At 36.8% G+C, this 24,035-nt stretch carries 17 protein-coding genes; 6 read left to right on the forward strand and 11 right to left on the reverse strand.

Annotation, left to right across the window (positions count from 1 at the left end):
• Positions 1-38 precede the first annotated feature (38 nt).
• The 4 genes from JHD79_RS01890 to JHD79_RS01905 form a co-directional block, all read right to left on the reverse strand.
• Positions 39-1,157 (reverse strand): GNAT family N-acetyltransferase, encoded by a 1,119-nt coding sequence (locus tag JHD79_RS01890; protein ID WP_199117399.1) that lies wholly within the window; start codon positions 1,155-1,157, stop codon positions 39-41.
• A 75-nt stretch (positions 1,158-1,232) separates the two neighbouring features.
• Entirely contained in the window at positions 1,233-1,424 is a 192-nt protein-coding gene (locus tag JHD79_RS01895; protein WP_199117400.1) for a hypothetical protein, read from the reverse strand.
• A gap of 437 nt (positions 1,425-1,861) precedes the next feature.
• Positions 1,862-4,801 (reverse strand): sensor histidine kinase, encoded by a 2,940-nt coding sequence (locus JHD79_RS01900; protein WP_199117401.1) that lies wholly within the window; start codon positions 4,799-4,801, stop codon positions 1,862-1,864.
• Complete coding sequence (locus JHD79_RS01905; RefSeq protein ID WP_199117402.1) at positions 4,798-5,580, reverse strand: LytTR family DNA-binding domain-containing protein; 783 nt, start codon at positions 5,578-5,580, stop codon at positions 4,798-4,800. Before JHD79_RS01905 ends, JHD79_RS01900 begins: the two co-directional genes overlap by 4 nt.
• Positions 5,581-5,710: 130 nt before the next feature.
• Here JHD79_RS01905 and JHD79_RS01910 point away from each other — a divergent pair, with 130 nt between their 5' ends.
• Both JHD79_RS01910 and JHD79_RS01915 read left to right on the forward strand, forming a co-directional pair.
• Positions 5,711-6,430 carry a ferritin-like domain-containing protein gene (locus JHD79_RS01910; protein ID WP_199117403.1) on the forward strand — a complete coding sequence of 240 codons (720 nt, stop codon included), beginning with the start codon at positions 5,711-5,713 and terminating at the stop codon, positions 6,428-6,430.
• Positions 6,431-6,442: 12 nt separating this feature from the next.
• Entirely contained in the window at positions 6,443-7,300 is an 858-nt protein-coding gene (locus JHD79_RS01915; protein ID WP_199117404.1) for a ferritin-like domain-containing protein, read from the forward strand.
• Between the two features lie 69 nt (positions 7,301-7,369).
• Here JHD79_RS01915 and JHD79_RS01920 read toward each other — a convergent pair whose 3' ends face one another.
• Positions 7,370-7,873, reverse strand: coding sequence for a hypothetical protein (locus JHD79_RS01920; RefSeq protein WP_199117405.1), 504 nt, complete (start codon positions 7,871-7,873; stop codon positions 7,370-7,372).
• 40 nt (positions 7,874-7,913) lie between these two features.
• Positions 7,914-9,038: a CofH family radical SAM protein gene (locus tag JHD79_RS01925; protein WP_199117406.1), complete on the reverse strand. Its 1,125-nt coding sequence runs from the start codon at positions 9,036-9,038 to the stop codon at positions 7,914-7,916.
• A gap of 199 nt (positions 9,039-9,237) precedes the next feature.
• Between JHD79_RS01925 and JHD79_RS01930 the strand changes: the two genes are divergently transcribed.
• Positions 9,238-10,476, forward strand: a complete 1,239-nt coding sequence (locus tag JHD79_RS01930) for a pitrilysin family protein (protein WP_199117407.1) — start codon at positions 9,238-9,240, stop codon at positions 10,474-10,476.
• Complete coding sequence (locus JHD79_RS01935; protein ID WP_199117408.1) at positions 10,469-11,743, forward strand: pitrilysin family protein; 1,275 nt, start codon at positions 10,469-10,471, stop codon at positions 11,741-11,743. The genes JHD79_RS01930 and JHD79_RS01935 overlap by 8 nt, the downstream gene beginning before the upstream one ends.
• Positions 11,744-11,836: 93 nt before the next feature.
• Here the strand turns inward: JHD79_RS01935 and JHD79_RS01940 are convergent, their stop codons facing one another.
• From JHD79_RS01940 to JHD79_RS01960, 5 genes are all read right to left on the reverse strand, one after another.
• The gene (locus tag JHD79_RS01940) at positions 11,837-13,732 is read right to left on the reverse strand and encodes a DUF3857 domain-containing protein (RefSeq protein ID WP_199117409.1); all 1,896 of its coding nucleotides are present in this window, start codon (positions 13,730-13,732) and stop codon (positions 11,837-11,839) included.
• Position 13,733: 1 nt separating this feature from the next.
• Positions 13,734-15,719 carry a DUF3857 domain-containing protein gene (locus tag JHD79_RS01945; RefSeq protein WP_199117410.1) on the reverse strand — a complete coding sequence of 662 codons (1,986 nt, stop codon included), beginning with the start codon at positions 15,717-15,719 and terminating at the stop codon, positions 13,734-13,736.
• 44 nt (positions 15,720-15,763) lie between these two features.
• Positions 15,764-17,599 (reverse strand): PQQ-binding-like beta-propeller repeat protein, encoded by a 1,836-nt coding sequence (locus JHD79_RS01950; RefSeq protein ID WP_199117411.1) that lies wholly within the window; start codon positions 17,597-17,599, stop codon positions 15,764-15,766.
• 145 nt (positions 17,600-17,744) lie between these two features.
• Positions 17,745-18,104: a hypothetical protein gene (locus JHD79_RS01955; RefSeq protein WP_199117412.1), complete on the reverse strand. Its 360-nt coding sequence runs from the start codon at positions 18,102-18,104 to the stop codon at positions 17,745-17,747.
• A 420-nt stretch (positions 18,105-18,524) separates the two neighbouring features.
• A complete protein-coding gene (locus JHD79_RS01960) occupies positions 18,525-18,929 on the reverse strand; it encodes a hypothetical protein (protein ID WP_199117413.1) in 405 nt (134 codons plus the stop codon).
• Positions 18,930-19,282: 353 nt separating this feature from the next.
• On the opposite strand from JHD79_RS01960, the gene guaB reads away from it, so the two are divergent.
• The gene (guaB, locus tag JHD79_RS01965) at positions 19,283-20,752 is read left to right on the forward strand and encodes an IMP dehydrogenase (RefSeq protein ID WP_199117414.1); all 1,470 of its coding nucleotides are present in this window, start codon (positions 19,283-19,285) and stop codon (positions 20,750-20,752) included.
• 659 nt (positions 20,753-21,411) lie between these two features.
• Complete coding sequence (locus JHD79_RS01970; protein WP_199117415.1) at positions 21,412-24,027, forward strand: TonB-dependent receptor; 2,616 nt, start codon at positions 21,412-21,414, stop codon at positions 24,025-24,027.
• Positions 24,028-24,035: the final 8 nt, after the last annotated feature.

The following is a 24,035-nucleotide window of genomic DNA, read 5'->3' on the forward strand; positions in this document are numbered from 1 at the left end:
AAGAAACAGTCAGGGCTGCTATCTGGAATTGCTTTAGGTTAGAATATTTTTTTCATGGTGAGGTGTTTCTTCCCAAATTTAGCCCCGGTTGCTTCATGTATGGCAAGCATTTTTTCATTAAAGTCGCCGACCCATGAAAGTTCCAGTTCCGTATACTGATTTTTAGGCAATACATATTCTCCAAGCTTTATGAACAAGGCAGACTCCAGACCATGTTTTTGATAAGCTTGTTTGGTGCCCATTACAATGGCCCTCATACGTTTTACCCCAGCCCATCGCCTATAGGCAAATTTTAGCTTTTCCAATAATCCAAGTTTGCCATTAAATCCTTTGATCATTTGATTGGCATCTGGAATGATGACTACAAATGATGCTGGGTCGCCATTGTGATAGGCAAACCAGATCAGGTGCTCATCCATAATCACTGCCATTTGCCTGAAACTTTCTTGCAGGGTTTCCCTCTTTATAGGAACGAAGTTCTCAAAATCTTTCCATCCGTCATTATAGATTTCCATGAGATCGTCGATGTATTTCTCTGCATTTTTTTTGCTGAAATGTTGGAAGGAATAATTGGGTTTTGAGGCTACCCAATTGGCAATTTTGGTAAACCTGGCAGGAAAAGGAATGGTTAAATCTATAATATTGGTGAGTTGCTCATAAACGGTTTCAAAACCATAAGCGGTAAAAAACTGATGATAATAAGGAAGGTGATAGTTCATGCCATAGGACGCGGGAATAAAGCCTTCTATCAAAAGTCCCCAAAAATTATCATTCTCGCCAAAGTTTATAGGCCCCTCCATTGCCTTCATCCCTTTAGCTTGTAGCCATTTTTTTGCCGTTTCAAATAACAGGAATGCCGCATTTTGATCATTTATGCATTCAAAAAAACCCATTCCACCAGTAGGTATATCATAAGAATATGCCTTTTTTTCATTAATAAAGGCTGCCACTCTTCCAATCGTTTCGTTTTGCTCATCTAGCAAGATCCATCTGGTACATTGCCCATGGGTGAAAAAAGAGTTTTTGTTTGGATCAAATACTTTTTCTACATCTTGGTCTAGTGGGCGGATATAGGCAGGATCATGTTGATATAATTTATTGACGATGTTAAGGAATTTTTGCTGGCTAAGGGTATCTTCAACGGCTACAATCTTCATGCTATAGGCTTAATTTTTAACATAAAAAGCACCCTAAAAGGATGCTTTTTATGTTGAGTTCTTTATGGATTCTGGTTAATAATCTTCGTCTTCGTCATCATAACTCTCGAAGGTATCTAGATCATCAAGAGGCATGTCAAAGTCATCTTCATCCTCATCTACATTTTTCTCATCTTGGATGTCATCATAATCATCATCCAATTCTTCTTTCTTAGAATTTGGCTTGCCCGTTGGCTTTTGCTGGATAGGTTTTTTTGGCGTTTTCATTACACAAAAAATTGTTAATAGTTCGAAAGTTAAATGCGCTATCTAAAATACAAAAATCTTTTCATTAGAGAAAACAAACATTGTTTTTTAGTTTTTTTAGCTAGGGTCAAAATTATAATAAAAACATTTTTGCAGAAATTTTTTTTTACTTTTTATTAACGCTTTTTGAAGTGTTATATTTTAACAGGTTTGATCTGGGCCAAAAATAAAAAAGCGTCCTAATTTTTAAAATCGGGACGCTTTTAACACACAAATGAAACCTGAATTGAGATATACTTTTAGGTTAGGTTAAAAAAATATCTTTGTCAATCCTATAAGAACGTTCTTAGAACAAACAATTAATGTTTGTTTAATATCTTATAACAAGTTTAGTACAAAAAAGACTCAAGGGACACTTCTATTTAGTAAGTGGTAGTGATATTTGAGTAAACGGTAATTTAGGGTAGGAAAGGTATGGAAATGGTAACTATAGTGCCTACTTTTCCATTCTGTTGTACACTAAGGTGTATAGGTTTTGCTTCAATTTTGTTCAATAGGTTTATCCTTTCATTGGTCAAGGTCATGCCTTTGCTCTCATGGCTTTCTTTTTTGTTCTTTAATGAATTATCGATGCCAACCCCATCGTCAATGATCTTGATCAATAAATATTCGTCATTTTGATTAGAAATATCGATAGTAACTTCTCCACCTTCCTGCTTGGGCATAATTCCATGCCATATGGCGTTTTCTATATAGGGTTGTAATAACATGGAAGGAATAAAAGTGTCTTCTTTATCAATATCTTCTGCTAGATGTATATGGTATTGAAACTGATCTCCGAACCTATATTTTTCTAGATTAAGGTAAAGATTGAGGTATTCAATTTCTTCATCTAGGGTAATATAGCTTTTGGTACAGACTTCGAGGTTCTTTCTAATCAATTTGGCAAAACCGGTCAGCACCTTATTGGCAGAAGAAGTATTTTTGGTGTTGATGTAGTGTTGTATAGAATTCATGACGTTAAATACGAAATGTGGATTCATCATGGCCTGTAATGCCTTTTGTTCAAGCATCAGAATTTTATTCTTCAAAAGTAGTTGTTCCTGTTCCTTGTTTTTTTGTTGTCTGGTCATCTTCACCGTTACCACATATATAAAGTATGCTCCTATGCCAATTAGCATAGCTAAGAACCACCAGGTTTGATAAAAATGCTTTTGTAGTACAAATTTAACTTTAGCTGGCTCGCTCCATCCACTATCTTGGCTTTTTGCACTTACCTCGAAGGTATATTCGCCAGGTTCAAGGGATGATAATTCCAATCTTCGGCTTTTGGTTTCTACCCAATTCCCATTACCTTTTAAACGATATCGATAGCTAATGTTCCTATTTTTAAAGTCAATAGCGCTGTAGTTCAATATAATACTCTGCTCATTTGGTTTTAAAGTAAAGGATCCGTGGCCTAGATCGAGCTTTTGCCTGTTGTTGATAATAGAAGTGATATAGACCTTCGGGGCTTGGGTCTCCTGTAAAGTATGGTTATAAGCAAAGTAGATCAGGCCATTATTGGTTGCAAAATATGCTGTATCCTTATCAATATAGAGATCGTTTAAATCATCGGATAGCATGCCGTTTACATCATCGTAGGAACTGATCTTGGTGCGGTTTTTATCAATTGAAATTCTATTGATCCCTGTATTGCCAATCGTCCACAAGTAGTCTTCTTTCGTGAACACCTTGTTTACGATGTTATTGTTGAGCCCATTTTTATGGGTAATGTTCTGGGTGATTTTACCATTTTCGAAAATAATAAGACCATAGCCATCTGTTGCCATTACCATTGTACCACTCTGCAATTCCTGCATGTCGTTTATCCTTTTGGTAAGCAAAGGATATTTTTCGTAATGCTTATTCAGCTTGTTATGGCTAAATTCTGATAAGCCGCTAATATTTGAAAACCATAGGCTTTGCTGGGAGTCGTAAAAAACCCGATATGACCTGTCTTTAAAAAAGTCTTGTTGTTCTTTGTATTTTAAGGATGAAAATTCCAATTTTTCTCTGTCGTTAAGAATAACGACTGCAGATGACAACGATAAAGCCAATTTGGTAGTCGTATCTATGGCAAAGTTCTTGACCACGTAAACCAGGTTGTTGGTTTCTCTTAAAAAGTGAAGTTTTTTTGTTTTGGGATAATCGATGTTGATGTAGCCTAGGCCATAGTCTGAAGCAAAAAACATTTTATTGTTTTTTTGGTCCGGAACCAACTGCTTTATGGTGCTAAATTTAGAAGCATTTGGCAATTGTAATGCACTGACTTTTCTGCTCTTTAAGTCTAATATATCAATACCGCCGTTTACCGATCCCAGCCATAACCTATTTTTGTTGTCTTTAACAATGCTCTTTATGGTATTGTTACTAAGCCCGTTCTCATGATTTAAGATATATAGCTGGTCTTTCAGCTTAGGTAATTTATAAATGCCGTTTTTAGTGGTAAACCAAATATTTCCTTCTTTGTCTTTTTCTACTTGATTTACAATAATGCCTTGTAAAAACTGCCTAGTTTCTCCATTGTATTTTATACCGTACGCACCATTGTTGGTGGATAACCAAAGTTCTTTTCCATCGGCATGAATATAGCCCAAACCTGTATTTAGCAGATTACTGTCTAAGGCGATGATCAGCGTGTTAACATTATTGTTGGTAATGTGCAGACCTTTTTTATCAATCAAATAGATTGATTTATCTCTTCGATATTGCAGGGTCTTATGTGAAATAGGATAAGACGGATTTTGAGTTCGCACAAAACCATTCTGTTTGTAAATATAATTGGAATTGTTGTTGATGGCCCAGATGTCATGTTTCGCATCTTCATAAATGAAGATATTCTGATATTTATCGTTTTTATTTGGGGGGTAGAGTTTGGTGGTTTTCTTGCCATCCCAAAGACCAATAATGTTATTATTGGTGCCAAACCAAAATCTACTTTTACTATCTTCAAAGAATGAGACAATTACACTGTTAAAGTTTAGGCTTTCCAGCTGTTTGTCTGTGTATTGATTGAATATTTTTCCGTTATAGAAATAGCTGAGCTGACCATTAAGCGCCAGAAACCAAATACGGCCCTTACTATCTTCACGAAGCTGCAAAATCTGATTGTCGGGTAAACCATCGTCTACAGAAAAATTTTCAAATACAGCTCCGTCAAATCTGCTTACACCAGCATCTGTTGCTATCCAGATATACCCTTTTCTATCTTGTAGGGTATAATAGCAATTGTTGCTGGGCAGGCCATCTTTTGTGGTATAATGTGGCAGGTATATTTTTTGGGCAACTGTATGGACTAAAGGGAATAGTGCACAAAGCAATACAAGTATAAGATATGAGCAACTGTTACGTTTCATGGGGTAGTTTTGGTATAAACCTTGATCTTTTCAAAAAAATCACTTGCTCTACGTCTGGAAACCGTTATACTTTCTCCGTTCTTAAGAAGTAACACCAAGCCGTTCTTATTGTTGTATTCTTTTACATATTTAAGGTTTACGATGCTAGATTTATGAATTCTTACAAACTTGTCATCTGGTAAAATTTCCTCAAAGTCTTTTAATACTTTTGATACAGTAATCTTTTCCAGGCTAACCAAATGGAAAATGGAATAATTACTATCTGCTTCTATATGGATAATTTCATCTATTTCTACCAATCTGTAGCCTTGTCCACTAGGAAGTGTAATCTTGTTAATGCCTTTATTGTCTTTTAGGTCTTTTTCCAAGTTTTTCAAACTTTCATTTCTGCTCTGCGTATTGGCCTGATTGAACAAATGATAATGATCTGCTTTTTTTACAGCGGCAACCAGTTCATCAATGTCAATAGGTTTGAGCAGATAATCTAGTGCATTGGCTTTAATGGCTTTGAGTGCATATTGGTCATAGGCTGTGGTGAAGATAACCGTTGCGTTGGCAGCTTGTGCTTGTGGAATGAGCGAAAAACCATTGTCGCCAGGCATGGCAATATCCAGGAAAATAAGGTCTATATTATTGTTTTGGAGTAATAGGCGAGCCTCACTAACCGACTTGGCAATGCCACAAATATTAATTCCCGGACAGTTTTCCTGTAGTAAAAAATAGAGTGAAGATCTTGCAAACTCTTCATCGTCAACAATTATGGCATTTAGTGATTGCATAGTTTAGTTTCGCTCAATTTATCAAAAAATAGAGGTAATAGAAAATATTTCTGTTTTTCAAAAACCAAAATTGAATAACTCTCGTAGGTCTTGTAAATAACCTTTTAACTAAAACCTTAAAATTCATGTTATGGAAAGTTTAAATGAGAACCAAAAAATACTCGAAAAAGAGCCTGGTATTTTAGAGGCTAAATTGGAGCGTCGCTCCTTTTTACGGTATGCGGGTGCAGGAGCCGCGGTGGTGGCTCTAGTGGCAGCAGGCTGTAAGAAAGATAGGCGTGTATATACTGATTTTGGTGTAACACTAGATTTTAAAGATGATGCTGGTGTATTAAATTATGCTTATGCATTAGAACAATTGGAGGCCGCTTTTTATATAAAAGTAGCATCAGCTCCACCGTCAGGCTTTACACAAGTTCAAAAAAATTATTTTCAGGATGTACAGTTTCACGAGATTGCACATAGGGAATTTTTCAAAAAAGTACTAGGTACGGGTTCAATTGGTAGTTTGGATGTGGATTTTTCTTCCATTGATTTCACGAGTGCTAGCAGTGTGTTAGGGGCTGCCAAAACTTTCGAGGACTTAGGTGTTGCGGCCTACAATGGGGCTGGGATCAGGCTGAGAGATGCCAACAACCTGGTTATAGCAGGTCAAATTGTTTCTGTAGAGGCCCGTCATGCCGCATGGGTAAGGGATCAGATTTCCAATGGAAGTTTTGCAGACCTATCTAGTCTTTCTGCACTTGGTGCCGATAATACCAATGGACTGGATGGACAATTGTCGCCCGATAAAGTTCTGGCTGCAGCTAGTTCGTTTATCAAAACAAAAATCAATGTGATTAACCTTTAATCTTTAAGAACCATGAATATTTTAAATATATTAGAAGAAATTGAAAAAGTGGATGGAGAAATCTATGAAAGATTAAATCCACGACGTCGTGCGATGAAAGATTTTTACAATGTAGGTAAGAAAATTTCCCTGGCTGCACTACCTTTAGCTTTAGGATCAATGTTCCAAAAAGCATATGGACAAACCAATCCGACTAATGTAAACGAAGTTTTAAACTTTGCATTAGTTTTGGAATATCTAGAGTATAATTTCTATAACCATGCGCTAACCAATTCTACCATTAATTTTCCAACTACAGCTTCTAGGGATGCCATTACTACCATACGTAACCATGAATTGGCACATGTTAATTTATTAAAAGGTGCCTTAGGTGCAAATGCAGTTACGCCTTATGTTGATGCTGATTTTGATTTTACGGGAAGTACGACCTTCGGTGCCGCTTTTGCAGATGTTTTTAGTAATTACCAGACTTTTTTAAAGGTGGCCACTGCTTTTGAAGATACAGGTGTTAGGGCCTATAAAGGTCAGGCTCCTATATTAAAGGGAATGGCTGTATTAACTACGGCTTTACAAATCCATTCTGTAGAAGCTCGTCATGCCTCACATTTACGTCAAATGACGGCTGCATCGCTTGGCGTAGCCTTAAAGCCATGGATTTCTTATTCACCCAATGGTAATGATACTGGAATTTCTCAAGTAGATGCGGTTTATGCAGGCGAACAGAATACCCTTATAGCGGGCATTCAGATTACCGGTATTGCAACAGGGGTGACCCAAACTGCAGCAGCAGAAGCTTTCGATGAGTTCTTAACGGGCTCTGCGGTTAAAAATATTGCAAATATCTTTATCAAAACCAGGAAATTAACATAGATCCTATTTGTTTAAGTTTTAATGTAGAAGGGGGGTAATTTGATTATCTCCCTTTTTTAATGATATAAGCTATTTAGCAAGCCGAAAGCTACTAAGAAAAATATCTTTTTTTTGTGGATTTTGACCATAGGGTAATATACAGGAAAGGCTATAGTAAATGCCATCTATGAATATGATATGCATAAATATGGATTTTTTGTCTGTCTCATCCTTACCCTCGGTAAAGTAGCTGACATAATTTTTCTCCCGCTTAATTCTAATCTCTTCTAAGTTATACTGGGGCAGGGTAGCTTGTAGGCTACTTAAAAAATCGCTGGTGAATTCATTTGTAGTAGTTAGCTTGCCAAAGGCTTTCTCATCTATTTTAAGGTTTTGGGCAATAAGGCTATAAGTGGCGGTGTACACTGTATTTGTACTGTCTTTTAGGGCAAAGGTGGTACCAGCAGTTTTAGCTGGTGCAGAGGGAAAGTTTACGGTTAAGCGATTGGTAAGCTTCTGTTTAAACCAGTTTTTTTGTGCAATAGCAAAAATGCTATAAAATGTAAGAAAACAGAGAAGAACAATTTTCTTCATTTGTATAATTGGTTTAATATAAATAAACAAAATCAAGCCATTAATAGCTGATCACCTGTTCTTCCAAGTGCTCTGGCAATTCACGGTAATTGTATTTTTGCCCACGCAATTGAGGCTCAAACCCAGCTTCTTTAATGGCTGTTTGTATACCTTTTGCAGTAAATCGGTGTGGTGCACCGGCAGCGGAAACTACATTCTCTTCGATCATGATCGAACCAAAATCATTAGCTCCGGCATGCAGGCAAAGCTGCGCCACAGTTTTGCCAACCGTTAGCCAACTGGCCTGTATGTTTTTGATATTGGGCAGCATAATGCGACTTAGTGCGATCATTCTTACATATTCGTCGCCGGTAATATTATTGCTAATTCCTCTAAGACGTTTTAATAAGGTGCCATCATCTTGGAAAGGCCATGGGATAAAGGCTAAGAAACCATTGGCATTTTCAGGTTTTTCACTTTGTACTTCACGTATCCACACCAAATGCTCAAAGCGCTCTTCTATGGTCTCTACATGCCCAAACATCATGGTGGCAGAGGTGGTAATGTCCAATTGATGACAGGCACGCATTACATCTAGCCATTCCTGTCCACCGCATTTCCCTTTGGAAATTAGTCGACGCACACGGTCATTTAAAATTTCTGCTCCGGCACCCGGTAAGCTGTCTAAGCCAGCCTCTTTTAATACTTTTAATACTTCGGTATGGGAAATGCCTTCGAGTTTAGCTACATGCGCAATTTCGGGCGGACCTAAGGCATGAAGTTTTAAATCTGGATAAAGCTCTTTTAATTGTTTAAAAAGATTGGCGTAAAATTCCAAGCCTAGATCTGGATGATGCCCACCTTGTAAGAGCAATTGGTCACCACCTAGGCGAAAGGTCTCTTCAATTTTAACCTTGTAGGTTTCAATATCGGTAATATAGCTTTCATCATGGCCAGGACGGCGGAAGAAATTACAGAATTTACAATTGGCAATGCATACATTCGTGGTATTTACATTTCTGTCTATCTGCCAGGTAACCTTGCCACTTGGAACCTGTATTTTTCTAAGTTCATTTGCCACATAAGCTAATTCGGCTGTGCTGGCATGATGGTATAAAAAAACACCCTCTTCTTTGGTGAGGTAATCAAAATTTAAAGCTCTTGCTAATAAATCGCCTGTATTCATAAAACAAAGATAAATAAAAGTAGACAGAGCATATTAACTATGCGTCAATTACCCGTAAAGTTTAACTAAAAATAACATTTTATTGTAGTTGATAAAGGATGTTGTCTTTTATGTACAATGGATATTTATCTTCAAGATTACAATTGCCCAACAATTAAACGATTTAGCAATTAAACAATTAATATATCTTTGCTACCCTATGGTGAATTTTAATCGTTTTACACTTGCTAATGGACTAAGGGTACTGGTACATGAAGACCAGACCACTCCAATGGCTGTACTGAATATATTATATGATGTAGGCGCTAGGGATGAAGAAGAAGGAAGAACTGGTTTTGCACATTTGTTTGAACATTTAATGTTTGGGGGCTCGATCAATATACCTAGTTATGACGAGCCTTTACAACGAGTTGGTGGGGAGAACAATGCTTTTACCAGTAACGATATTACTAATTATTATATCACTTTGCCGGCTGCTAATATTGAAACTGCATTCTGGCTGGAAAGCGACAGGATGCTAAGCCTGGCTTTCTCTGAAAAGAGTTTGGAAACGCAGCGCAATGTGGTATGTGAAGAATTTAAGCAACGCTATCTTAATCAGCCTTACGGTGACGTTTGGTTGAAGCTACGCCCATTGGCCTATCAAACACACCCTTATAGATGGGCTACCATAGGACAGGATTTGGCACAGATAGAAAATGCAAAAATGGAAGATGTTAAAGCATTCTTCAAAAAACATTATACACCGCAAAATGCGATTTTGGTAGTAGGGGGCAATGTAAAAACCGAAGAGGTCAGGCTACTTGCCGAAAAATGGTTTGGACCCATTTCACCCGGAGAGAAATACCTGAGGGACCTGCCTAAAGAGTTAGAGCAAACAGAAGCCAGATATTTAACGGTTGAGGCGAATGTGCCTTTAAATGCCATTTATATGGCTTTTAAAATGCCAGCTAGATTGGATGCAGATTATCAAGTTTTTGACCTGATGTCTGACATCTTATCTCAGGGTCAATCTTCCCGTTTTTATAATCGTTTATTGAAAGAAAAGCAGTTGTTTAGTGAAATCAACGCCTATATTACCAATAGTTTAGATGAGGGCTTGTTCATTGTTGACGGAAAGTTGGTAGAAGGAGTAAGCATGGCTGATGCAGAACAGGCAATTTGGGAAGAATTGGTGCAAATGGCCTCTGTTTTGGTGAGCGAAGAGGAGCTTACCAAGGTAAAGAATAAATCCGAGTCGATTATTGTTTTTGCAGAAATGAGCCTGTTGGACAAAGCCATGAACTTGGCCTATTATGAGCTTTTAGGCGATGGAAACCTGTTAAATGTTGAGATCAATAAGTACTTGACGATCACTGCCGAACAAATTAGGCATGTTGCGCAAACTACTTTTAAGAAAGAAAAATCATCCACTTTATATTATTTAGCCCATGCTTAACAGAACAGCTGCCCCTGCTTTTAAGCAGGTAAATGAGATCAATTTTATAAAACCAACAGCTCAGGAGCTAAAAAATGGCATAAAGGTCTTTACTGTAAATGCTGGCGAACAGGAGCTAGTACGTATTGAATTTATTTTTGAAAATGTAAATTGGAATAAAGAGAAACCTTTACAGGCTATTGCTGTAAATGGATTGATCAACAGCGGTACACAAAATTTAAGTGCCAAAGAAATTGCAGAAAAAGTAGATTATTATGGTGCTTTTTTGCAAACAGAATATGCCGCTGACCTCACTACGATTACGCTTTATACCCTAACTAAGCACTTACCGTCGGTATTGCCCATTGTTTGGTCTATCTTAAATGAAAGTATCTTTCCTCAATATGAGTTAGATGTATTTAAGCAGAACCAAAAACAGAAGTTATTGGTCAACTTGCAAAAGAATGACTTCTTGGCCCGTAAAACTTTCGCAAATGCCATTTTTGGAAATTCATCTTATGGTGCGGATATTACCTTGGATCATTATAATGGATTACTTAGGGATGAGCTTTTAGCTTATTATCATGTTGCTTATCAGCCGGAAAACTGTACCATTATTGTGGCTGGAAAATTTTTAGAGAATGATTTTTTGGTACTGGATCAGGTATTTGGTGGAGAATGGAAAAATCATGGACCATCAGATAAAAATAGGTTTGATTTTCAGTATGATGTAGAAAAAGACATTTATGTGGAAAAACCGGATGCGCTACAATCTGCCATTCGAATGGGTAATTTAAGCATTAATCGTCAACACCCAGATTTTCCATCCTTTCAAATATTGAATTGTGTATTTGGGGGATATTTTGGCTCTAGGCTAATGGCCAATATTAGAGAAGATAAAGGCTATACTTATGGTATAGGTTCTGGAGCGGTATCGTTAAAGCAGGTTGGATACTTCTTTTTGGCTACAGAAGTGGGCGCAGATGTATGTGCTGCGGCACTGGAAGAGATTGAAAAAGAAATAAATGTACTTCGGGCAGAGCTGGTTAAAGAGGAAGAGTTGGACCTGGTTAGAAATTATATGTTGGGTTCGATGTTGGGTAGCTTGGAGAATGCTTTTTCACATGCTGACAAATTTAAGAATATCTACTTTTCTGAACTTGATTATACTTATTATGAAAAGTATATCCATACCGTTAAAACCATTACATCTGAACAGCTAAAAGATATGGCCAATAAATATTTGGATTGGAATGCGATGACTAAAGTCGTAGTGGGGAAAAAATAGAAAAGGTTTTGTATAATTTTAATTTACGAAATGCCCCAAAAGTTATACACTTATTGGGGCACTTCATTTTAGGGCTTTTTTAAGAAAAATGCTCTATATTTTCGTCAGTACCGCTTTTAATTTATCTGTCTGGTAAATTTTTTTGTAGAAATCTACATACTCGTTATATTTTGCTGCAGGGAATACCTTGGAGCTCATGACTTGGGTACGCTTATAAGTAATGGTATTTTCCGTCATTGAAAACGAAGCACTATATTCTCCAAATTCAGAACTTAACTTAACGTCTTTAGGTAAGAATTCTATAGAAAATCCCTTAGGTAAGGTATAAACAATTTCGTCTTCATCCGAGTAATCAAAAGAAATAGCAAAGTCTGTTTTTCTGTTCGTGATTTTTTCTGGAACACTTTCTTTTCTATTGATGTTGTTGACGGTCAAGAAAAACTTATCGGCCCCTTTGCTGAGCAGTTGCTTGGTTTTATAGGTAATTTCCGCATTTATGATGGGGAGTGTTTTATCTGCTTGTTCAAATCTAATTTGTTGAAGCTCCGCATCTGCAAAATCTAAATGTTGTAGTGCTCTTTTTCGAACTTCAGCAGGTTCAGCTAATAAATTGGATAGGTTATCTTCGTATTGAGCACTTCCATAATTGGATTTGATAATAATGGTTGCCAATCCATCATCCAACAATTGGATATTTGCTTTGCGAACTTGATAATTATCTGCACTACGGTATTTAGGGGTTCTTACGAGTTGTCCGCCATTTTCTGTGACCATTAGGACATTTCTATTGGAGTTATCATAGCCAATGTATCCCATAGGATAATTCTGACTGGTACATTCTAAAAATGTAGTGTCTTTTGCAAATGGCACGGCTAGAATCATGTGGTTAGCTTGTCCCATACTAGAGAAAGACCTGTTTAGCTCAGGAATCCCACTTCCGATTACAATGAGATTGGATTTAATTCCTGCCTCTTTAAGCAAGGCTTTCATATAATTAGATAAGGCTTTACAATCGCCATAATTTACTTGTGCTACTTTTTCTGCCAAAATAGGTTTAAAACCACCTATTCCTAATTGAACACTCACATAACGAGTATTTTGCTGTAGATGGCTATAAAGAATTTGCATTTTCTCTTTATCGGTCTTTGCATCCTTAATTAGGTTTTGTACCATTGTTTTGGTAACAGGGGGCAAAACATCCCCATTTTCATTAAGTTTTGATATCCATGAACCAAGATTTTTCCAAGAACTTAGATCTCCTTTCGAACTATCAAATTCGAACTGATTAGGTGCAATTCTTACCCAAGCGGATATTTGATCCAATCCAACGCTCAATGGTTCTTTTACAAAAGCAGGAACGTTACTGGCTGTCCATGTATAGGTTGTTTTATTATTTGCTGTGGTAGAATCCGTATTCAGTTCTTTGCTGGTCAATAATCTGATATTTAAGTTATTGTTCCTTTGGAAGCTATAGGTAGATTTTTCTGTAGAAATATTATAGCCCTTTAGCGAACGCCATGATGGTAACGATAGGATACCGTTGTAGTCTTGCACATAACTATATTCTATGGTATATGGATAGTTGTTATTGGTGAATTTTAATAGCTTAATACGATCATCTTGAAACATCGTGTAATCGGATATTAAGCTTTGATCCTTAAAGTCAGTAGATTTATAGTCTTTGATTTTCTTTCCCGAAGCGTCATAGATACTTGCCTTGATATTATATATGGAAGAAAAACGGTCGTAAACTTCAGCAAATTCAGCAACATCGTCTCCAGCTTTGCTTAAAATTGTAATGGCTATTTTATATTTGATGCTTCCAGTTCCTATGGTTTTATAGTCATAAACCTGCTCTTCATTTCTTACAATTGCAACTGCATCCTGTTTTAAGCTTTCGGGTATTTTACCTACATCATAAATATTTTGGGAAAAGGCGTTTAAGCAAAAGAAAAAAGAAAGGAACGAAAAGGATATATATAGTTTCATATTAAGATTTCTTTTTGAATACAATTTGTTCTGCTTGCTTTTCTACAATTACTTTAAACAGTTCCCTGATATCGAAATACTCTTCTGGCGAGAATAGACTTTTATTGATTTCAATTACACTTTTAACCAAAATTGTTTTATCCTGGGTTAAAAAATTAATGCTAAACATTCCTTTGTTATCGGGTAATTTATAAATACCTCCTTTTGGAAGCTTATCTATCTCATAATCTTCCGGAAAATTAATTGTGGCCCTTATACTCTCTTTAATAGGGTAGCCAAAATCTACAGGGAAAAGTCTTTTATCTTGTTTGAACAAATTATTCTTGGTTTGCTCATATAAAAGCGGATTTAAATAAACCAGGTTTCCTGCTTCTTCAACATTTTCTTCTATAGTTACTTCTAGTTCCTCGTTAAGTACTTCATCAAAGTTGTCGAGGTTGTTGATTTTATATTTATCAACTTCTAAGCCCTGTTTATCTTTTTTGAAATTTTTGATAAACTCTGTTTCATTGGTGTTTGAACGATATCTATTTCTTAACGATAAAGCACCATAACCTTTATGGTACTGGAGCATTGAGCCCTTTAGCTTATTTTCCTTATCAAGAGATAGGGTGTAGCTAAATATCTTTTCATTAGCAAAACTAGATTCGGTGGAAATCCATCTTCCATCGAATATCTTTAAGTCAATTAAAAGACCTTGATGGTTTAAGTTTTCATAGGCAACCATGCCAAATGGATGATCGTTGTTTGTGGCATCTAGGAATATAATTTTTCCGGCTATATTTACTCCTATAATTACATTGTTGAATTTTGAAACCATGGGGTAGCCTGGATGTTCGCCATTATCTCTGGTGCTAATTAGGATTGGCCTGGCCATTATTTTGGCTTCTGTAAGCAGGTTCAGAAGAAGTAAATTGATGTCAGCTGAATAACCGGTTTTTTTATCCAGAATAATCTTAGGGCTGGTCTCACTTGAATACATCCTGTAGGATTTGTTCCATTTAATGTTGTTTTTTACATAATTATAAATAAGATTAGCTGCTGCTAATGTGTCCTTTTCACCCTTTAATAAAGTTGGCAATAAAGATTTGGCAATGGAGTTTTTATTCACGTAAAGTCCAAAGTTTTCATCATCAGCTAAGCCTTTGATAATTTTGGGCCATGATCCGGTATAATCCCTGGCAAAATCATTTGGAAAATTTGTAGACCTTAGTTCAAAATTAATGGCTGTTCTATAATCATCTAAAGTTGTAATGAAAGATTCATCCTTTAATGCAGGAACTTTTTCCAATACATATTGATCGTAAGTAGCATTGGAGGATAGTTCAGAGACATAGCTGGCATTGATGGATTCATGTTTTGTTTGATTGACTTTATAGTAACCGGTAAAATAAGTTTTATAGGTCAAATATTCTGGAATTTTAACGTTGTACTCGGAATATAGTGTAGGGATCTCACTTTGAAAATGCCATTCTCTTAAATTAAAAATATAGTTCGAACGGATGCTATATTTATATTCAATCACCGACCCTTCCTTTACATTGGCCAGGGTATATTTTTTTATTTGGTAGTTCTTGTTGAATTCTTCTGTAAACTTAGCATCTTTATTAAGCTTGCTGACCACCATTTTGTCTTGGTCCATGTTATAGGTTGCAGCTTCCATTTTCATCACATCTTCTTTAGAAGAGTTGCCGCTTTTATAAAGGCTAATCTGAAAATTGGCGAGGTCATAGGCATTTTTGTTGATGATCTTATAACGTACATGTCTTTCAAAAACATAGACAAAGCCACTGGTAGGTATGTATTGAAAATAACATTCGCCAACATCGAATATCTTTACTGCTGAAGCGGCAGAATCTATTCCAAATGGTTTGGCATTAAAATCTTCGGCACTGACTTTCCCAAATTTGAATTCTTTTTTTTGGGCATGGGAATTGAGAGCTAGGCATAGGATGCCCACTAAGTAGATGAAGCGTTTAATTTGCATGGTTTTTATCTTTCTGCAATAATAAAAAAATAATGCTACAATGCTTATTTTTTATCATATTTTAAAATAGCGACCTTTCCATCCATGGTGCTCACCAATAAGGTGTTGTCATCTATTACATTTACCGTGTTGACCATGGCATTATCGATCTTATGTGCCCAAAGTATCGTTTTGGCCTTAGGGTCTACAGCATAAACTACACTGTTCTTGGTACCAAAAAATAGCTTTCCATTTTTTTCCATAAGATCTGAAGGAGTGTGTTCATAACCATACCCGGCATTGAAGCGCCATGCAATGCCCTGATCGCTAATAGAAGTTTTGTAGGCTACAATTTCATCCTGCATGGTCTTGCCATAAATCAAAGTGCTGTCTGTTGATATACCTATCGATTCTCTAACTGTAGCTTCTTTATTACGCCATAGGGTGTTGCCGTTGCTTACATCTATAGCCGTAAGTATGCGGTCTGGTGCGGCAATGTAAACGATGCCCTTGGTAGCTACAGGAGTGCACATGGCCGGAGAGAACATGCGGTTAGCGCTTCCATTATTCCATTTCCATAGCAAGGTTCCCGTTTCGGTCGATAAAGCATAAAGATGTCTTCCCCAAGAACCAAAAATGATCTTGTCCTGATAAATTAAGGGTTTGCCAACTATGGTTCCTTCTACTTCGGTGAATTCCCATTTTATTTTTCCGGTTTTAATCTCTAAGGCCCTGAAAGTGTTGTCGCTACCACCAATAAATACATATGCTCCTTGGGCAATAGGCGAGCCCAATACTGCATGTTTAGCCGGTGTTTTCCACGCCAGTTTTCCATTGTCAGCATGAAGGGCATAAATATTCCCATCACCAGATCCGAAAATAACGAGGCCATCTGTTACCAGAGCAGAAGAATAAATGGCTCCTTTCGTATTAAATTGCCATACTTTTTTGCCGCTTTTAATAGACAAGGCTTCTATGGCACCTATACTGTTGCCATAAATGACCAATTTATCAGTATAAGTAGGGGTGTTCACTACATTGGCATTGGAGTGGTAAGTCCAAATGGCCTTAACATGGTTGTACTTTTGGTTGATAGAGAAGTTGGGTCTTTCATAAATTTTTTCTGCATTAACAAATGTTTTTAAAGGAATTTTTCTCCAGGCAGGCGATAGTTCTTGGGCAGGTTTTTTGGTAGAGAAATAAACAGTGTCTTTGGTCATGTTTACAATATTGTAACCCCCAATGCTGTCTTTGGCCCTAAGGTTTGAACGGCCCATGGTTGCTTCAATGCCTTCAAAATTATAGGCTTTGTTTTGATGGCCATGCCCGCAAATGGCATATTGTATATTTCTTGTTTTTAAACGATCAGTTACTTCATACCAATTGTCAAGACTATTGTCAATTGGGTAATGATTAATAAAAACAATAGGCATTGACTTTGGTGTTTTTTTGAGCAAACTGTCGAGCCAAACAGTGGCATCTCGAGGGATGTGACCATCGCTCATGCGCACGTAGGGTCCGGAAGCGCAGGCTATAAATCGATAGCCATTGTGGTCGAAGGTAAATTTGTCATTGCCAAATTCCTTTATAAAAGAAACACCACCAGATTCGGACCAACCTGTATCATGATTGCCGGGAATTACATAAAAAGGTTTGTTTAGGCCAGAAAGGATTTCTTTTGCCAATCTGAGCTCATTGTTTGTCCCCATTTCGGTAACATCGCCAGTGACCAACACAAAGTTAATGTCTGTTTGAAGATTAATATCAGCAACAGTTTTTCGCAAATCTTCTTCACCGGTAGCTGTGCCTACATGGGTGTCGGTTACAAAAGCATATTTAAAATTTTGCGCATGGGTGAGGTTGGCAATGAATAATAGCATTGCAACAAACAAGTTTTTCATCTAAATAAAATTTCCTATAATAATTCTAAGTTAAAGTAGGAATTAATATTTAGAGAAAAGGAATTGTATTGAAATTTTAATATACAAGAGTAGATTTATCATTTTTTTATTTTTATTATCAGGATTTTATGTGAGTTTTGGTAGGTTATTTACCTAAATTGTATTTGTTTATGGCAGGTTCTCTCCATATGTTATCTTCTACAACATAAATAGATTTACAATCTGTTATCTGTTTACAGATATCATCTGCTTTTCCCCAAGCATAATTACAGCTGCCAATTACGTCGCCATTTTTATTGTAAATCTGTCCATTTGCATCGTAAGCATTGAGTATAGCACTATATACGGTTTGGCCATTATACTTACATTCGCCGATCTTGCCATCCTTATAGAAAACATAGATTTTTTCCAAAGTTTTTCTTTTTTGGTGGTCATTTTTTTTACAGCCTGAAAATCCTATAGATAGAATGATCATCATCATTGTTAAAAATAAAATGTGGTTCATTTGATTATATCTAGGTTATTTAATATTCTATAACTGGTTTGCTATTTTTTATAGGATACAGATTTTGGAGGTATCCTGATGGCGGCGCAATCGACACTTGATCCAGTGTGATCAAGATATCCTTTCAAAATCGTTGTATTTTTTAACTAGTTTTTCGAATGCTATAATGTTTATACTTGTCTTATAGCCTAAAAAAAAACAGCGTAAGTATAGCTTCATGTACCATATTTGATGTATTTGAGCTCGTAAGTTATATTGACATCGCAAATGCTGCTTGCCGCTGGAGTTTTAAATTTCTGTAAGCATTTGTTCTAATTTTTGTTTTTAAATTGATTTTTTTTATCACAACTGGAGATGATGAACAAGAAAAAAATGAGGCTGTGAGAAGGCAATTGATTTGGAGAATTTTCATGTTGAGGTTCAATTAAAACTATTGTAAACTAAAACAGGTTTTCCATTTTTGCAGGTTACAGCGTTTGGGGCCATAATTACTTCGCAAGTAGAAACGACGTTCCATTTTTTGTTATACTCTTTTTCAAGTTCAGTATATTTGGAAACAAGACTTTCGAATTCGTTTATATCAATGCTGGAGCTATAGGCAAGAAAGCCTACTGGTCCGCCGCAACCCCTTGCACCATATCCAATAAATTTTAATTCATAGTTTCCATTGTCGCATGTGCTGCTTTCTGCTAAAATTTTAATTTTTGCAAATAGTTGTTTTAATTCCTGTTGATTTTGGCTTTTAGTTTGGTCTTTATCGCAGCCGCTTGTTAGAAATATTCCAGAGATCAGCAAGCAAAAAAAGTAGAGTTTAGATTGGTTCATAATTTAGGTTTTGTACTCAATACGATGTTCTTTTGATAAACGCTACAGCCCGTCGAAAAATAGTAGCACGGTTTTGGGTAAGCCAAACCCGATGGAAATGGATATACTTTTTATTTTTGTTGTCATCCTGAATTTGTCAAAGGATTGGTTGAAATGTAGATGCTTCGATAAATTCGGCGTGGCCATTTTAAATAAAGAAAAGCATAGAAATAAAAAGATATGAATGAACAGCGGGGGCATCCGTTAAGATGAAAAACAACAATAGCTTTACCTAAAAATAACAATTCCAATTTCATTTTAACCGGAAATATTGTATCTTTGCCCGGCAAATAATAATTCGTAATTTATTTGCTATGCAACTCGATCCCCAAAAATTTATTGCTTTAGGTTTAACCTATGATGACGTACTTTTAGTACCGGCATACTCAGAAATTTTACCTCGCGAGGTTAATACCAGCACGTATTTAACCAAGAAAATCCAACTTAACGTTCCTTTGGTTTCGGCCGCAATGGATACCGTTACGGAAGCCGAACTGGCTATTGCCATTGCACAAAATGGTGGTTTGGGTATGCTGCACAAAAACATGAGCATCGAGAGGCAAGCGGACGAAGTGCGCAAGGTGAAGCGTTCTGAAAGTGGCATGATTCAAGATCCGGTTACTTTGCTAGAAACATCGGTAGTTGCTGATGCTTTTAAAATTATGAAAGAGCATAAAATTGGCGGTATTCCGGTGGTTAGTGCAGACAATAAATTGGTAGGTATTATTACCAATAGGGATTTGCGTTTCCAAAAAGATATGAGTAAGCCAATTGCACAAGTAATGACCAAGGACAATTTGATTACTGCGCCAGAAGGAACTACATTAAAGCAGGCAGAAGAAATTCTTCAAGACTATAAAATAGAAAAATTACCAGTTGTAAATAATGACGGATTTTTAAGCGGTTTAATTACTTTCAAAGATATTCAAAAAGTAAAACATTATCCAAACGCTTGTAAAGACGAACGTGGTCGTTTACGTGTAGGTGCTGCAGTTGGCGTTACAGCAGATACCATACAGCGTGTTGATGCACTGGTGAACGCTGGTGTTGATGTAATTACGATTGATACTGCTCACGGTCATTCGAAAGGTGTAGTAGATAAGTTGAAAGAAGTAAAAGCTAAATATCCAGATCTACAGGTGATTGTAGGTAACATTGCAACGGGGGCAGCAGCCAAGTTTTTAGCAGATGCAGGTGCTGATGCCGTAAAAGTGGGTATAGGTCCAGGTTCCATTTGTACGACCAGAATTATTGCAGGCGTTGGGGTGCCGCAATTGTACGCGGTTTTCGAATGTGCGCAAGCATTAAAAGGTACTGGAGTTCCAGTAATTGCCGATGGTGGTATTAAGCACACAGGTGATATTGCAAAAGCAATTGCTGCGGGTGCAAGTACGGTAATGGCAGGCTCACTATTTGCAGGAGTAGAGGAAAGCCCTGGCGAAACCATCATTTACGAAGGACGTAAGTTCAAATCTTATCGTGGTATGGGGTCTATCGAAGCAATGGAGCAAGGTTCTAAAGACCGTTATTTCCAAGATGTAGAAGACGATATTAAGAAATTGGTACCAGAAGGTATTGTTGGCCGTGTACCATACAAAGGTACTTTGGCCGAGGTAATGTACCAGTACATTGGAGGTTTACGTGCAAGTATGGGCTATTGTGGGGCAGGAAGTATCGAAAAACTGCAAGAAGCACAATTTGTACAAATTACAGCAGCAGGTATGCGAGAAAGTCATCCGCACGATATTACTATCACTAAGGAAGCACCAAATTATACGAGATAGTTTAAAGTCGAGTGCGAAAGAGAAAGTACAATCCATCATTGTGAGTAGGGACGACACAGGAATCTTTTGAGCATAATATAAATAATTTGAAAATCAAATACGGCGGGGCATCGGTTATGATAGCCCCGCTTTTTATAGCCATCTTTTTTCGTGAGATTCTGCCATCCCGAGCTTCCCTAATAATCGGGACAAGTTGTCGAAGTATCTTTTTCATAGTGATGTGGGCCCCGATAAGCTCATTATGATAAACAAAAAGTATTTCCCTGCCTACTGGCAGTTAGACATTTTATTCGGGTTTGGTTATGAAAGTCATTACAAAAGCTTTGACGTTCTTTGTGTAAGTTTTCCTTATCTTATTTATTTTATTAGGAAAAGACTTACGAAGTTTCAAAAACTTCGTAAGTCTTTGGAGGTACGATATTCAATGAATTAGAACTTTACAGCTTTTTGCAAAGTATAAAAAATCACATTTTTTTAAAATAAAATTTTGGATTGTAAAAACTTTGATATATTTGTCTACTAATTCTATAGATTATATATAAATTAAAGAAAATGAACATGAAAAAATCTCTTACTCCTATGTGTTGCTGTTGTATGAAAAACCCGCTCAATTATTTAAAAATACCCATACAGCAAACATTTTAATACTTAACTAAACAATGAAAATCAAACTATATCAACTAAGAAACTTCGTTTACCTAACCACTTTAATTATTCTTTCCGTAGTCCTTTCAACAGGATTTACCTTCGGCCAAATTCCTTTAACAGGCATAATCAAAAAAGCAGATGGTTCTCCAGTTCCACACGCCACAATTAAAGTACGGGGAACAAATATCTCTACCAGCGCAAATGAAAAAGGCGAATTTCGCATCACATCAGTTCCAGAAGTTCCATTTTACTTACAGGTTAGCTCGATAGGTTTTAAACCTCAAGACTTCCAAATTTTGACTATTTCTGCAACACCTATAGAGCTTGTTTTACTAGAGGCTTCGCAGCTGGACCAAATCGTAGTAACTTCTAGACGTCGTTCTGAGGTTTTACAGGAGGTACCTATTCCCATTACCGTTATTGGTGGACAGGCCGCTGAAAATGCAGGTGCTTTTAACGTAAACCGCCTAAAGGAATTAGTGCCTTCGGTACAACTTTATGCATCGAATGCTAGAAATACCACGTTAAATATTCGTGGTTTAGGTTCAACTTTCGGCTTAACCAACGATGGTATTGATCCAGGTGTTGGCTTTTACGTAGATGGGGTTTACCATGCTCGCCCTGCAGCTACTTCAACAGATTTTATCGATATCGAGCAGATTGAAGTAATTAGGGGGCCACAAGGTACCTTGTTTGGTAAAAATACTACTGCTGGTGCATTTAACATCACGACCAGAAAGCCTAGTCAAGTGCCAAGTGGCAAAGTTGAATTAAACTTTGGTAATTATAATTTTATTCAAGCTAAAGCGACGGTCACTGGTGGCGTGGCTAAAAATCTAGCAGCAAAAATTTCGGTTTCTGGGACACAACGTGATGGTACCATTTGGAATGTTCTTGAAGAACGCAAATATAGTGGTCAAAATAACTTGGGTGCAAAAGGACAATTGTTATTTACTCCGAATGAAAAGCTAGAATTATTGTTAAGTGGTGATGTAAGTATTCAACATCCTGCAGGATATCCTTTAGTGGTTGCTGGCGTGACTACAACAGAAAGAAGTGCTTATCGCCAATACAACGAAATTGTAGCTGGTACTACAGGTTTAGGTTATAAATTGCCTAAAATAGATCCTTTTTCAAGAGAAATTTATACCAATACCCCTTGGAGACATAATCAATCAATCGGTGGTATCTCTTTAAATGCTGATTATAAAATAGGAAGTGGTAAATTGACTTCAACAACGGCTTGGAGATTCTGGAACTGGGATCCAACCAACGATAGAGATTTTACAGAATTTGCAGCATTGACAAAGTCGCAGGGAAACTCTCGTCATGATCAGTATTCACAAGAATTTAGATATGCCGGTGACATTACTCAAAAATTAAGTGGTGTTTTTGGAGTTTTCTTTCTTGGTCAAAATCTAAAAGGATTAGATCAAGCTGAGGAAGTAGGTAAAGATCAGTGGCGTTTTTTAAAGACTAGTGCAACTGCAACTGGATTTACTTCTGCTTTATTGGATGGATATGGTAAAAAAACAAATTCGACGATTAAATCTCTGAGTGCAGCAGTGTTTGCACAAGTAGATTACGAAGTGCTTAAAAATTTACATGTTTTACCTGGTTTACGTTTTACCTACGATAAAAAAGATGTTGAGTATAATAGCTCAGTTTATGGTGGAGGTGTACCGGCAAATGCTGCTGAAGCAAAAATCCAAACAGATGTTTACGCAAACCAACAATTTTCATTTGATACAGATAACCAAAACTTATCGGGTAACTTAACGGTATCTTATAGACCTAGCCCAAAATTAAATGCTTTTGCAACCTATTCTACCGCTTACAAACCAGTAGGTGTAAATGTGGGTGGTTTACCAATAAAAACAGATGGAACTGCTGATTTAGAATTAGCAAGAATAAAACCTGAATATGTTCAGCACTATGAATTAGGAGTGAAAACTCAACCGTTAAAAGGTACCATCCTTAACATTACAGCTTTTGATACACATATTAAAGATTATCAAACGCAAGTGCAATCTCCTCAATTAAATGTAAATAGAGGATATTTAGCTAACGCTGAAAAAGTACGTGTAAAAGGATTGGAAATTGATGGCAGTTACCAACTAGAAAGATTCTTGACTTTGAATGCAGCAGTAGCTTATTTAGATGGTAAATATGTAAAATTCACTAATGCACCACTACCATTAGAAGAAACCGGACACGTAGAGACGGTAAACGGTGTGCCAAATACGCAAGTCGCATTTAAAGATGCTTCTGGAGGTCGTTTACCAGGGATATCTAAATGGAATGTTTCTGGGGGTGCAGAGTTAAGTACTGCAGGTAAAATTATCGAGAAAGAAGGTAGGTTTTTTATTGGAACTGATATTACTTACAGATCAGAATATTCTTCAAATGCAACACCTTCAAGAGTGTTAAATATTAAAGGTTATTCTTTGTTAAATGGTAGAATTGGTTTCCGATCAGAAAAATTCTCAATATTTGCTTGGGCTAGAAACATAGGTGACACCAACTATTTTGAGCAATTGCAGGCTGCAGCGGGTAACTCAGGTTTGTATGCAGGTGTGCTTGGTGATCCAAGAACTTATGGAGCTACGCTTCGCCTTGCTTTCTAAGATCCTTC

This window comes from Pedobacter sp. ASV28 (assembly GCF_016428855.1).
In the GTDB taxonomy this organism is placed as follows: domain Bacteria; phylum Bacteroidota; class Bacteroidia; order Sphingobacteriales; family Sphingobacteriaceae; genus Pedobacter.